This is a genomic window from Micromonospora craniellae (genome assembly GCF_014764405.1).
Lineage (GTDB): Bacteria > Actinomycetota > Actinomycetes > Mycobacteriales > Micromonosporaceae > Micromonospora > Micromonospora craniellae.
In genome coordinates this window covers 2628626-2642737 of record NZ_CP061725.1, presented here as the reverse complement: position 1 = coordinate 2642737, position 14112 = coordinate 2628626, and the positions used below count along the sequence as shown (strand labels likewise).

Genomic DNA, 14112 nt, shown 5'->3' with positions numbered 1-14112 from the left:
GGTGGGCGTGGTCTCCTGGGGTCCTCCGGGTTGTTGGGGCAGCGGCTGTGCTGGTCAGCCGGGGTTTGGGATGGCCGTGATCCGGTTGAACGCTGTGGTGATCTGTTCGGCCCAGGGCCACCTGGACGGGATGCGTAGCCAGCGGCGGCGTTGGCCGTGCACGAGGCGGAAGGCGGTGTGCAGGATCTGGTATCGCAGTCGTTTCGGTTCGGCTTTGGTCAGGTCGCTGTCGAGGCCGATGAGCTGCAGCCAGGCGGTCAGGTTGACGGCGATCGCGGCGGCGGTGCACCAGGCCTGGTTGATAGCGAACTCGCGGGAGGGCAGCCGACCCAGGCCGGTGTCTTTGGCGCAGTGGATCCGGTCCTCGACGCGGGCGTGGGCCCGGTGGCGGGCCTCCAGCCACTGCAGGGCGCCTGCCTGGGTGTTGGTGACGAAGGCGGTGTAGCGCCAGCCGTCCCGGTGCTCGAACAGGGTGAGTTGGGCGCCGGGGTGGGGGCGTTCCCGCCGGACGATGACTCGCATCCCGGCCGGCCAGCCGGGCAGAGGCAGCAGGCCGGTTAGTTCGGCGACGGTGGCGCCGTCGCCGACACCACCGTCGGCGTCGATCGCCGGTGACCAGGCCTGGGCGGGTAGGGCGGTGATGGCGGCGCGTTCGGGTTCGCCGATCGGCCAGCCGAGGGAGTACTCCACCCGCCGGCCGCGTTTGCTGTCCTGCTCGTGGAGCCAGTCGAGCACTGTGTGGGTGGACGCGGCGGAGTCACCGCGGGATGAGCAGGTGTCGGCGGTGCTGGGCGGGGACCTGCGCGATGGCTTGGGCGAGCACGTCGAGGTGATCGGCGGCGGTGTTGGCTCCGGCGTTGCCCGGCCGCTGCTTCAGGGCGAGCAGTTCGGCGGTGTTGTCGCAGGTCGCCAGGATCGGCTGGAACCCATAGCTGTGCTTGTAGGTGGCCGCGGCGCCTTCCTTGTCGCTGTGCGCGATCACGATCGTGGAGTCGATGTCCAGGACCACCACGCCGGCGCCGATGTCCCGCCCGGCCGCCCTCGCCGCCGGTGGACCACCGAACAGCTGCCACATCCGGGCGCGTACCTTCGCTCTGGCCTTGGCGATGCGCCGCAGTTGCACTGCGCCGATCTCGTCCAGGGCCCGCCACACCGTGGTGTCCGAGGCCACCGGCCCGAACACCTCCTGCTGATGGCGCAGCATGTCGATGTCCGCGATCGCTTCCCCGCCGTCAGCGATCATCACCGCGAGGTCGACCAGCACCCGACCCCGGTCATGCACCGGCCACCAACCGGCCCGTGCCAGCCCCGCCGACAACGCTCCGGTCAACCCGGCCCGATCAGCCAGCAACCGCAGCAACGCCGCACCGACGTGCGACACCACACCCGAACCACCCGCGGTGATCCGCAGATCCCGCGACCACGCCGTAAGCGCACCTTGGAATTGCCTCCCTCGAAGAGAAACCCTGTAGATGTCGCAATCACAAGTTGCCCTTGCAGGGCAGGCACTTCCGCTCATCTACACGCCCGGCGAACAGCGCATCTTGACGATCACCGTGAATCACCCAGGCTAGTCATCCGGCGGGGAAGTGGGCCCCGCATCTCCGATCTGGCATGGCGTCGCAGGGGTGTCGTCGCGTCGCGTGGTGCGCGTTGCTCGGGCGGGTCCTGCGGATCTCGGTTGATCAGCGTGGACCGGGCCACGGCGACGGCCGGGCCTGGGCGAGCGGTTGGGTGAGTGTCGGCGCCGGATCGTGGGGAGGCACGATGGTCGCTGTGACCGTTCCTGTCCGTGCGCCGCTCGCCGTGGTGGAGGCGGTGCTGGAGCGGTTGACCTACGTCAACGAGGAGACCGGCTACACCGTCGCTCGTGTCGCCACCGACCGTGGCGGTGACCTGTCGACGGTGGTCGGCGCGTTGTTGGGGGCGCAGCCCGGGGAGAGCTTGCGGCTGCACGGCCGCTGGTCTTCGCATCCGAAGTACGGCCGGCAGTTCGAGGTCGACTCCTACACCACCGTCTTGCCGGCCACGATTCAGGGCATCCAGCGCTACCTCGGCTCCGGGCTGGTGAAGGGCATCGGACCGGTCTTCGCCGAACGGATCGTCGCGCACTTCGGTCTGGGCACCCTGCGGGTCATCGAAGAGGAGCCGGCGCGGCTGGTGGAGGTGCCGGGGCTGGGCCCGAAACGCACCGCGAAGATCACCGCGGCGTGGGAGGAACAGAAGGCCATCAAGGAGGTCATGGTCTTCCTGCAGGGCGTCGGCGTGTCCACGTCCCTGGCGGTGCGGATCTACAAGCAGTACGGCGACGCGTCCACCGACGTGGTGACGAAGGAGCCGTACCGGCTGGCCGCCGATGTGTGGGGCATCGGTTTCAAGACCGCCGACACCATCGCCCGGTCGGTGGGGATCCCACACGACAGCCCGCAGCGGGTCATGGCCGGCCTGCAGTACACCCTGTCCGAGGCCACCGACAACGGCCACTGCTACCTGCCCGAACCGAACCTCGTCGCCGACGCGACGAAGATCCTCGACGTGCCCGCCGACCTCGTCACCCGCTGCCTCGGCGACCTGGTCGCCGACGAGGGCGTCGTCCGCGAGACGCTCCCCGCGGCCGGCGGTGAGCCGCTGCGGGCGGTGTATCTGGTGCCGTTCCACCGCGCCGAGCAGTCCCTCGCCTCCTCGCTCCTGCGACTGCTCCATCATTCCTCCGACCGGCTGGCCCACTTCGCAAGTGTCGACTGGGCCAAGGCCCTGGCCTGGCTGAGGGCCCGCACCGGCGCGGACCTCGCCCCCGAGCAGGAGCAGGCCGTCAGGCTCGCGCTGACCTCGAAAGTCGCGGTACTCACCGGCGGGCCGGGCTGCGGCAAGAGCTTCACCGTCCGCTCCATCGTCGAACTCGCCGCCGCCAAGAAGGCAAAGGTGACGCTGGCCGCGCCGACCGGGCGGGCCGCCAAACGCCTGTCCGAGCTGACCGGTCACCCCGCCGCCACCGTGCACCGGCTCCTGCAACTACGCCCCGGCGGGGACGCCACCTACGACCGGAACAACCCTCTCGACGTCGACCTGCTCGTCGTCGACGAGGCATCCATGCTCGACCTGATCCTGGCCAACAAGCTCATCAAAGCCGTCCCACCCGGCGCCCACCTGCTCCTCGTCGGCGACGTCGACCAGTTGCCCTCCGTCGGCGCCGGCGAGGTGTTACGGGACCTGCTCGCCGCACCCACCATCCCCCGGGTGCGGCTGACCCAGATCTTCCGCCAGGCCGCCCAGTCCGGCGTGGTCACCAACGCCCACCGCATCAACGCCGGCCGCCCACCCCTCCTTCAGGGCCTGCCGGACTTCTTCCTGTTCGCCTGCGACGACACCGACGCCACCGCCGCCCTGACCGTCGACGTCGCCTGCACCCGCATCCCCGCCCGCTTCCGGCTCGACCCGCGCCGCGACGTGCAGGTCCTCACCCCCATGCACCGCGGCCCCGCCGGCGCCGGCGCCCTCAACGGCCTGCTGCAGCAGAAGCTCACCCCACACCGCGAGGGACAGCCGGAACGGCGCATGGGCGGGCGGGTGTTCCGAATCGGCGACAAAATCACCCAGATCCGCAACAACTACGACAAGGGCCAAGCCGGCATCTTCAACGGCACCCTCGGCATCGTCACCGCCCTCACCAGCGAGGAACAGACCCTCACCGTGCGCACCGACGAGGACGAAACCATCGACTACGACTTCGACGAACTCGACGAACTCACCCACGCCTACGCCATGACCATCCACCGCTCCCAAGGCTCCGAATACCCCGCCGTCGTCATCCCCCTCACCACCAGCGCCTGGATGATGCTGCAACGCAACCTGCTCTACACCGCCGTCACCCGCGCCAAACACCTCGTCGTCCTCGTCGGCTCCCGCCGCGCCCTCCACGCCGCCGTCCGCACCGTCGGCGCCGGACGCCGCCACACCGCCCTCGACCACCGCCTCACCTGAGACGTGATCGGACCCGGCGCCACCCCCAACCACCCCGCGCCACTCCGCCTGCTCCGGCTCGTGCCGATCCATCCTCAGCAGGCAGCACCGCAATCTCGACATCCCGGAGGGCCTGCCCCCGCCCTGCCCTTGGTGCGTAGCCGCAGCTCGAGGGCTGTCTCGCTAACGGCACTGCCTCACATTCGGCCCGAAACGGCCATCCAGATCGCGACAGCCTTCCTCACAAACGGCGGCAAGCCGCCCCGCCTACCCGCCGACACCGAGTAGCACTGGTGGCGTCGCCGGCAGCGAGCATGCGCGCGGTTCGCTCGGAACCAGTCGAACGCCGAGCAGGAGACAGCTCTATCGACGACGACGGTTACGGCACGGCGAGCCCGACGGGTGGCCTGATCCCTTCCTCCTGCATCCGTCGCACACTCTGAGCTTTGTGTCGGTGGCTTTCTGTAGCTTCCGGTGCATGTCTGCGTTGACGTATGAGGTGAAAGACGCCCGGAGTCCTGTATGCGTGTGGCTGCGGACGACGTTTCCGGAGGCCAAGGAGATCCAGGCGGAGTTCCGGCTCGCAGCTGGCCCGCAGCGGGTGGTGATGCCGGCCGGGGTCGCGCCAGGCACGCAGGGTGCGGCGATCGACTTCTGGCTGCGGATGCTCGTTGACCCGCACCCGTCGATCGCGCTGCCGCTGATGGGGCTGTTGTCGGGGCGGGCGCCGTGTGTGCGGGCCGGTCGGGAACTGCTCGCTGACCTCTCGGCCGGGGACACGCCCCGCCGGGTGGCCGACGGCGGGGTGGAACTGCGGATGCGGCCGGCAGGGTTCGCCGAGCGTGGTGATGAGTGGTGGGCGCGGGTGTGTTACGCCCTGGCGCTGCTCGTGGAGCTGTATCGGGCGCCGTCGGTGGAGCATTCCCGGCTGATGCGCCTCACCGAGTCGAGCGGCGTGGCGGACCTGCTGGCGCTGGCCACCGACGCGGAGGTGACCGACCTGGTCGCGATGCGGGACCTGGCAGTCGAACGCCTGCTGCCCAGGCTGCCGTCGGGGCCCGTGACGACCGGCATGACCTTCGACGGCAGCGCCGACCTCAACGCCGACGCGGACCTGATCGCCGGTGGGATGCTGGCGTGATCGCCTCAATGAAGGACGGCTCCGGTGGGAGCTGCGGCCCGAGACGCTGACGAAGTCGATGGAAGTCGTCGTGCCTCAATGAAGGACGGCTCCGGTGGGAGCTGCGGCCGTCCTTCCAGACACCCGCGCCCATGTTGAACACGCCTCTTGTGAACACGAACGTGGAAAGCGAGGCAAAGATTGATGACGGTCTCGTGGACTGCGGTGCTGTATGGGAGATGGAGGTTGTTTGGCCCTCCGGAGCCGGCTTGCGGAAGCAGGCTTCAAACCACCACGAGGGGCGTTGGCTGAAGACCGTCGTCCTGAGCGTCGTTGGAAAAGGCGTGACTGTGATCGCGTCAGGTATGGACCGGGAAGATGAGCGATGAACGTCGAGTTCTCTGCCGTTGACGTGTCGAAACTCAGTCAGACGACATCAGAACCGAGGCCGGAGGTGAGTCTCGGGATGAGCCTGGGGGATATCCGCTTACTGCCCAGGTGGTGTCCGGCATATAGGCAGCATGAGCCCGGTCCAGGCTCTCATACGGAACGTGTGAAGGCGGACCCCGACACTGTCCGTCGGTTTACCGGCGGCGAGAGGGAGGACTCCAAGCGGAGGAGACCGCGAGGAGCAGAGTACCGATGCGGGGCCGCTGGCGGACTCGCCCGTAGTAGCTGTGAACCGCCTGCGTATCGCAGTGGGTCGGGGAGCGAAGGGGCGGGGTCGTTCAGGCTGGTTTGTGCGGTCAACCGTGAGGGAGGAACCGCGTGAGTCAGCCAGGGTTGACAGGCAAGTCGCACGATATCCCAAAGCGGCTGATCTGGGCCGCGTGGTTGAAGGTGAAAGGTAATGGCGGAGCGGCCGGGGCCGACGGAGTGACGATCGAACAGTTCGAAACGAGGTTGGCTGACAACCTCTACCGGCTGTGGAACCGTATGTCGTCGGGCAGCTATTTCCCCGGCCCGGTCCGGGCGGTGGAGATCCCGAAGAAGGGTGGGGTCAGGATTCTGGGCATTCCCAGCGTGGTTGACCGGGTGGCGCAGACCGCGGCGGTGCTGGTGCTGGAGCCGGAGGTGGAGAAAGTGTTCCACGACGACTCCTACGGATATCGTCCCGGCCGGTCACCGGTGGACGCGGTGCGGGCGTGCCGGCAGCGGTGCTTCGAGAGGGACTGGGTCGTCGATCTGGACGTCAAGGCCTTCTTCGACTCGGTGCCGTGGGATTTGATGCTTAAGGCGGTGGCGCGGCATACGACCCAGTCGTGGGTCATGTTGTATGTGGAGCGCTGGCTCAAGGCGCCGATGCTGATGCCCGACGGAACTTTGGCTCATCGGGAAAAGGGAACCCCGCAGGGCGGGCCGATCTCTCCGTTGATCGCTAACGTCTTCCTGCACTACGGCTTCGATACCTGGATGGTCCGGGAGTTTCCCCGGATCGGGTTCGAGCGGTTCGCGGACGATGTGGTGGTCCATTGCGTGACCGAAAGTCAGGCACAGTATGTGCGCCGGGCGATCGGTCGTCGGTTTGCGGATATCGGGTTGCAGTTGCATCCTGATAAGACGCGCATTGTGTACTGCAAGGACGACCGCCGCCGGCTGAACTATGAGCTGGTGACGTTCGCGTTCTGCGGGTACGCGTTTCGTCCCCGTAAGGCCTGGGACAAGATACGGCAACGTCGGCGAACAGGGTTCCTGCCGGCGGTGGCCCCGGGGAAGCTGACCGATATGAGCCGCAAGGTAGCGTCCTGGCGGTTACATCGACACACGACCTGGAACCTGAACGATCTCGCGGAAGAAGTGAACCCAGCCCTACGTGGTTGGCTGAACTACTTCACCGCGTTCTATCCGAGCGCGGTCATCCCGATCGGCAAGCGCGTCGACCGTCATCTGATGCGCTGGGCAAGGTGGAAGTACAAGCGACTCAAACCCAGCCAAGCCCGTACGCGTGCATGGTTACAAGAGGTCCGAAAACGAAAACCCGGCCTGTTCGCGCACTGGACGCTGCGGTACACGACCTGACAACCGAACGGCACGAGCCGGATGAGTCGAGAGGTTCACGTCCGGATCTGTGGGGGACGGCGGGTGAGACTCCCGCCGTCTACCCGGCAATGAAGGACGGCTCCGGTGGGAGCTGCGGCCCGAGGTACGGCGGTGCCCACAGCTGCTCACGCTCGCCTCAATGAAGGACGGCTCCGGTGGGAGCTGCGGCGTCGACGTGACGGCCACGCCGTCGCGGCGGGTCGTGGAGCCTCAATGAAGGACGGCTCCGGTGGGAGCTGCGGCTCCCGCTCCCGGATCAGGGCGGCGATGCCGTCGCGGGTGCCTCAATGAAGGACGGCTCCGGTGGGAGCTGCGGCCTGACATCACCGATCCGACAAGCGCCGCCGCCTGGACGCCTCAATGAAGGACGGCTCCGGTGGGAGCTGCGGCGCGTGCGCGATCGGCGCGGGTGAGGCGTGCACGCTGATGCCTCAATGAAGGACGGCTCCGGTGGGAGCTGCGGCCCCGGGGCGGCATGGCCTGCCAGGTCATGCCCTCTTCGGGGCCTCAATGAAGGACGGCTCCGGTGGGAGCTGCGGCCAGCAACCACCCGATGTGCCACGACTGGTCAAGGGCGCCTCAATGAAGGACGGCTCCGGTGGGAGCTGCGGCCGCCGGGCCTGTGGACAACCCCGCCGCGACTCCGCCGATGCCTCAATGAAGGACGGCTCCGGTGGGAGCTGCGGCGTGGCAGACCCCCCGGAAGGCGTTGGCGTATGTCACCGGCCTCAATGAAGGACGGCTCCGGTGGGAGCTGCGGCCTGACCAGCACCAACACGGAACCGGCCGGGGGAGAGGGCCTCAATGAAGGACGGCTCCGGTGGGAGCTGCGGCAGAACCGGAAGACGGCCACCAGCACGTACGACGGGCCTCAATGAAGGACGGCTCCGGTGGGAGCTGCGGCGCGCTATGACAAGGGGGACCTTCCGTGGCGTTCATATCGCCTCAATGAAGGACGGCTCCGGTGGGAGCTGCGGCAGCCGTGTCATCTCTGTGGCGGACGTCCTTGACGTGGGTGCCTCAATGAAGGACGGCTCCGGTGGGAGCTGCGGCAGTCCACCTCGTCGACGCCGCTCCGGCGACGGCGCCTCAATGAAGGACGGCTCCGGTGGGAGCTGCGGCGTTGATCGTGCGGGACGCGGACAGCGTGCGGGAGGGCTGGCCTCAATGAAGGACGGCTCCGGTGGGAGCTGCGGCCCGTCGACGCGCTGATCGGGCAGATCCTGCGGGTCGCCTCAATGAAGGACGGCTCCGGTGGGAGCTGCGGCTTCATCAGCTTCCGCGACAACCACCAAGTCCGCTTTTCGGCCTCAATGAAGGACGGCTCCGGTGGGAGCTGCGGCTGGGTCAAAATTCTAACCGCCCTGAGCTGCGCCTGAACGGGTGTGCCGCGAAGGGTGCGCTTTCTGCCAGGTCGAGAGCGACTCATGGCCATGACTCCGCCCACGCCATGCGGCATGTGAGCTGGGCCGACACTCTGGCGACGGGTCCGCGCTCAGAGGCGGGACGACAGAGGCGTCGCTGGCGCATGGGCCAACAGATTCACTGGTGCGCGGCCGGTAATGGTTGCGGCTGCGCGATCCATTGATCGAATTGCATCAGAAGGCGGTCGGTTGCAGCCATCCTCCGATTGGTGCTGGTGCGTCGAACGCTCGTGGGATGAAGTCGGGAGGTTGGTCACGCCATCCTGGTTGCGGGCTGATCCAGTGCCTTGATCGGCTGGCGTCCGGTGTCGGTCAGCGGTGATGCATCCACGTCCGGGTGATTGCACCTCCAATCGCCGGCTTGTCAGGATGGGTGCCGACTTCTCATGTTGGGCGGACTGTTGGATTTCTCTCTCTCGGATGTTCCCGCTGATCGAGTGGTATGGATCAAGCACTTTCATCCGGACGACCTGGACCGGGCGGTGGCGGCCGCACCGCCCGATGCTCCGGCGGTCATTTTCCAGCGAACAGCGGGATCTCTGAGTCAAAGCACGACAATCACCTCCAGCTTGGACGAGATGGAGGCCCTTGCTGGCCACCTTTTTCCTGCCTGGCTTCCAGGTGCCGAAGGAATCACGACATCGGCCGGTGGTGCATTGGCCGCCGTCAGGTCGCTCGCGGTCGCGCATGCCGCCGGCACCGCGCAGTATGGTCCCTTCCTTGTCGACTTGGCGGTCGGCACCCTGACCGGGGCAGGGCCGCACACGCAGAGGCATCAACCCGAGGTGCGGGCGCGCGGGCTGTCAAGGGTACTCGCGGCCGGCTTCGGGCGGCCAGCATGCGCGTTGCTCCTGCGGCCGCCTGACAACTTGGACGAGGGCCGAACGCTTGCTCTGGTGCGGGCAGCCCAATGGCTCGTCGACCACGGCCGGCTCGCTGTCTGGATCTGCGGCGGATCACTGGCGCCTGGTGACTGGATGCCGGAAGTCGTGTTCGCTAGACCCGTCCGGGAAGCCCCGGTCGTACGCTCCGTGCCGGATGCCGGAGGTAGCGGCCGATCGGGCATGTCGGCCGAAGGGCACTCGCGGCGGGAGCGACCAGCCGGCAGATCACGTCGTGCCAGTCGTCTCGGCAAGCCACACCCGACGAGCTATACAGAGGTGCTGCTCGAATCCGCCCTTGCAAAGCGAGCGTGGGCGACCGGCCGGGTGTGGAATCACACGGTCAGGCCGGGGCCGCTGGTCAACCCTGTCCGTGTCGATCTGCTGTGGAAACGGGAGCGGTGTGTCGTCGAACTCGACGGTGACGATCACAGATCGGCGGGCAAGTACGCCGAGGATCGTAACCGTGATGTGATGCTCCAACTCAACGGCTACGCCGTTCTCCGCTTCACTAACACGCAGGTTGCCGACGACATCGAGAACGTTCTTGCGCTCCTCCAGCAGTTTCTCGCCAATCGCAGGCGAGCCCGGAAAGGAAGCTGATATGCCGGACGAGCGACTGACGACTGTCGAGACAGCGGCCCTCTTCATCCTCCTGGCCGAGGCAGTCCCGGTGGCCAACGTCAGGTTGACCCAGGAACACCGCTGCGAGCTCAAGAAGGGATCGCGGGAAAAGCTCGAAAGGCTGAAACTCATCGAAGTCGAACGCATTTCGGGCCGGCTCGTGCTGACGCTGGGCGAGAAGGGCTGGGCGCATTGTCATGCTCAGCTTGCCGCCGGATCGGCACCGCCTGGTTCCGGCGCCATCGGCGGTGCGCTCTACGCCGTGCTCTGGCGTTGGGGTCGCTTCCTCGCTGCACAACAGCTCAGCCTCGGCGAGTTCGTCACCGTGTCGAACGCTCCCGCCGTGACCGGTCCGCAGGCCGGCGGACGGACGCCGGTCGGGCCGGACGCGGACGAGCGAGTGTGTACCGCGTACGCAAGCCTCGCCCCTCGCGCCGGTGACCTGGTAAGCCTTGCCGACCTGCGTGACATGGTCGGCGATCTCACCACCGCTGATGTCGATGCGGCGTTGCGGCGGCTCCACCGCCGGCGCGGCGTCACCCTCGTCCCGGAAGCGAACCAGAAGACGCTCGATGCACGTACTCGGGCCGCCGCGGTGGTGATCGGCGATCAGCCCAAACACTCGATTGCAATGGGGGCATCGTGACCGAGGCAGCGCTGAAGGCTCTCACACACTTGCACTTCAACTATGCGCCGACCAGGAACGACGTCTGGCACCGCCCACGATTTCACGTCGACGGCCTCCACCCGGATGTTCTCTCGACCGTCCTGGACGGCTTGTACGCGGCGGAGCGAAGCCCGGATGCCAGCCCGATCGGCGTCGCGATACGGGGTCAACGTGGTGCCGGAAAGACGCATCTGCTCAGCCGGGTCCGCGAGCTGACCCAGCTCAGGGGCGGCTACTTTTTCCTGGTCAACCTGCTCGACGCCAACACGTTCTGGCGAAGCGTCGCGGTGTCGATGGTCGACGGTCTGCACCAGTCGGTCGACGAGGAAGGGACGACGCAGCTACACACGTTCCTGCAACGCCTCGCCGACGCGGTCGACCTTCCTGTGGTGACCCGGATGGCGGTGACGGGTCGGGCCCCAATGACAGCGGACAGATTGAACGAGTTCGTCGCCGCCCTCGGTGGTTTGAGCCGACAGATCGGGATCGGCTGTCGCGACACCGCCCGCGCGTTGGTTCTGCTCGCTGGCGCCGACCACCGGGTGCAGGACATCGCGATGTCGTACCTGCTTGCTGGCGACGAGGCAGAAGCCGGTGAACGTGCCGCATGGGGCATCCGACCAGGCCGGCGGCTGCCGCAGGAGACGGTCTCGGACGTGTCGTCGCTGCTCGCCCTTACCGGCCCCTCGGTCATCGCGGTGGACCAGGTCGACGGACTCATCGCGCAGGTCGCAAATCGAAGTCACGTCCCTGTCGCGACAGCCGAGACCGACCCGGAGAGTTGGCATACCGCCGTCCTGCTCGACCAGGTCGCCAGCGGCCTGATGGAGCTGCGCGAGATGACCCGGCGTACGCTGACGGTCCTCGCGTTACTGCCCGTGTCGTGGGCGTTGATCAAGAGTAACGCGGTCGACACCGTCCAGGACCGGTTCCGCGAGACGGCCACGCTCGAATCGATTCCCGACGCTGGCGTCGGCCGGGCTCTGGTCGAGCGCCGACTCGCTGGGCACTACGCGGAAGTCGGATTCGTGCCGCCGTACCCGACCTGGCCGGTGCGTACCGAGGCGTTTGCCGATGCGGTCGATTTCACGCCGCGGCAGTTGCTCATCAACATCGAGCGACACATCCGCTCGTGCGTGCTCAACCGCGAGGCCATCGAGATGACCACGCTTGCGGCTTCCGCCGAGACACCGGCGTCGGTGCCAGCGCCGACAAGTGGCTCGTCACTTCGGCTACTGGATGAGCGGTACGCGGCGTTGCGGGCTCAGGCGCAGGTGGCGGGTCTACTCGACTCCGCAAACGAGGATACGGAGGTGCCGCCGCTGCTGGCCGCCGCTCTCGACGCGTGGATCAGGGAGGGCCTGGGTGCCGACTTCGACCAGGATACGATCCCGGTGCGCAGGCCCGCGCTGCACGCTCGGCTGCGGCGGACTCTCGACGAGGGGACCGGGAACGAGGCCCACTGGGCGTTCCGGGCTATCGCGGAGCAGCATTACAACGCCGAGTTGGCCCGGCTGCGCAACGCGTGTGTGGCCGCCGGCCTGGCCCACGGGATCGCCCAGCGCCAGCTGTTCGTCCTGCGCAACGAGCAATGGTCGGACAGCCCCAAGCGGCGCAGAGCGGTCGAGGAGTTCGTCGCGGCTGGTGGGCGGACGCTACCGCTTGGCGAGGACGACCTGCGCAGCCTGGTCGCGCTACGAACACTGCTCGCCGAGGAGCCGGACGGCCTCCAGGCATGGCTGGCAGACCGACGCCCGGCCTCGCGTACCAACCTGCTGGCGACCGCGCTCGCCGATGCGGGACGCGAGCCACCCACGCAGTATCCGACGACAACCGGGCACCTACCAGCAATCGAACCGCCGCCACGCAGTATGGAAGCTCGGCCCCCGCAACCCCTGACCGACGGGAACGACGCTGTGGCCGCCGGCACGGACATCACACCAGTCGGTCTGGCCGACACGGAACCGGCCGGCGAGCGGATCGCGAGTTCGACGGAGCCGGACGAAGCGACGGTGCCAGTCACTGTGGCTGAACCATCAGGGGTGTACCTCCGGTTGGGCGTCGACTTCGATCGAGAAGATCCCGTCGACGTGGAGTTGGCCGCGTTACGCAAGCACGTGGCGATCTTCGCCGGGTCGGGATCTGGCAAGACCGTGCTGATCCGGCGACTGATCGAGGAGTGCGCGCTGCTTGGTGTCTCCGCGATCGTCCTGGACCCCAACAACGACCTCGCCCGTCTTGGAGACGCCTGGCCGGACGACCCAACCACCTGGAGCGACGCCGACGCGCAGGCCGCAGCCGACTACTTCGAGTCGACGGAGGTGGTGGTCTGGACTCCGGGGCGAGCGAGTGGACGACCGCTGACCTTCCAACCCCTGCCCGACTTCGGTGGCGTCCGCGAGGACCCTGACGAGTTCACCCAGGCGGTCGACAGCGCGGTCGATGCGCTGGCCCCACGCGCGCAGGTGGCCGCCAACACCGCGAAGGCGATGCGGGGCCAAGCGGTGCTGCGGCAGGCATTGCGGCACTACGGCCGGACCGGAGAGCCGGCGAGCCTGGCCGGCCTGATCGGCCTGCTGCGGGACCTCCCCGACGGGGTGAGTGAGCTGGCCGGTGCCACGACGATCGCCGCCGACATGGCGGAGAATCTGGAGGCCGCCCGGATCAACGATCCGCTGTTCGGTGGCACGGGGGAGACAGCCGACCCAGGCATGCTGCTCACGCCCGCACCGGGCAAGCGCGCCCGTGTCTCCGTCATCAGCTTTATCGGACTGTCGGGTGACGAGAAGCGGCAGGGTTTCGTCAACCAACTCCAGATGGCCCTCTTCTCCTGGATCAAACGCAATCCGGCCGTCGACCGGCCGCTGGGCGGACTACTGGTGATGGACGAGGCGCAGACGCTGGCACCATCCGGTCCCGTCACGGCCAGTACGCGCAGCACCCTGATGCTCGCCTCCCAGGCCCGCAAGTACGGCCTCGGCCTGGTCTTCGCCACCCAGGCACCCAAAGGCCTGCACAGCCAGATTCCGGGCAACGCGGCCACGCAGTTCTTCGGGCTGCTCAACGCGCCGGTGCACATCGACGCGGCCCGCGAGATGGCTCGCTTCAAGGGCGGCGACGTGCCGGACATCTCGCGCTTGAGTAGCGGGCAGTTCTACGTGGCGGTCGAGGGTCAGCCGTTCCGCAAGGCCCGCATGCCGCTCTGCCTCACCCATCACCCGGCCAGCCCGCTGCCGGCCGAGGATGTCATCGCCCGCGCTCAGCGGACAGCTCCCTCAAGTGGAGGGACGCAGCGTGTTTCCGTGCATGAGACGGCGCAAGCTACTACGCCTCAATGAAGGGCGCCCCACCCCGACCGCCAGTCTGGGCCACCCAACCACGGCCAGCAAACCGGGT

General features: G+C 67.7%; 6 protein-coding genes, 1 pseudogene and 1 CRISPR repeat array. Of the genes and pseudogenes, 6 read left to right on the top strand and 1 reads right to left on the bottom strand.

What is annotated here, in order from left to right; all coding sequences use genetic code 11:
- Positions 1-54 precede the first annotated feature (54 nt).
- Positions 55-1474 (bottom strand): annotated as a pseudogene (locus ID554_RS11740) (IS1380 family transposase).
- Positions 1475-1776: 302 nt separating this feature from the next.
- Between ID554_RS11740 and recD2 the strand changes: the two are divergent.
- The 6 genes from recD2 to ID554_RS11710 all read left to right on the top strand — a co-directional run bounded on the left by recD2 (position 1777) and on the right by ID554_RS11710 (position 14054).
- Positions 1777-3981 (top strand): SF1B family DNA helicase RecD2, encoded by a 2205-nt coding sequence (recD2, locus tag ID554_RS11735; RefSeq protein ID WP_223884549.1) that lies wholly within the window; start codon positions 1777-1779, stop codon positions 3979-3981.
- A gap of 505 nt (positions 3982-4486) precedes the next feature.
- Positions 4487-5101 (top strand): hypothetical protein, encoded by a 615-nt coding sequence (locus ID554_RS11730; protein ID WP_191088785.1) that lies wholly within the window; start codon positions 4487-4489, stop codon positions 5099-5101.
- 747 nt (positions 5102-5848) lie between these two features.
- On the top strand, positions 5849-7099 hold the full coding sequence (gene ltrA, locus ID554_RS11725) for a group II intron reverse transcriptase/maturase (protein WP_223884174.1): 1251 nt from the start codon (positions 5849-5851) through the stop codon (positions 7097-7099).
- A gap of 83 nt (positions 7100-7182) precedes the next feature.
- Positions 7183-8463: direct repeats of the CRISPR family, unit length 36 nt; unit sequence GCCTCAATGAAGGACGGCTCCGGTGGGAGCTGCGGC.
- 467 nt (positions 8464-8930) lie between these two features.
- Positions 8931-10028, top strand: coding sequence for an endonuclease domain-containing protein (locus tag ID554_RS11720; RefSeq protein WP_117229369.1), 1098 nt, complete (start codon positions 8931-8933; stop codon positions 10026-10028).
- Position 10029: 1 nt separating this feature from the next.
- Positions 10030-10695, top strand: a complete 666-nt coding sequence (locus tag ID554_RS11715; protein WP_117229368.1) for a hypothetical protein — start codon at positions 10030-10032, stop codon at positions 10693-10695.
- Entirely contained in the window at positions 10692-14054 is a 3363-nt protein-coding gene (locus ID554_RS11710; protein ID WP_223884548.1) for an ATP-binding protein, read from the top strand. Before ID554_RS11715 ends, ID554_RS11710 begins: the two co-directional genes overlap by 4 nt.
- Positions 14055-14112 lie beyond the last annotated feature (58 nt).

Coding starts and splice junctions, on each gene's coding strand:
- ID554_RS11720 (WP_117229369.1), top strand. CDS start 8,931: ATGTTGGGCGGACTGTTGGATTTCTCTCTCTCGGATGTTCCCGCTGAT.
- ID554_RS11715 (WP_117229368.1), top strand. CDS start 10,030: ATGCCGGACGAGCGACTGACGACTGTCGAGACAGCGGCCCTCTTCATC.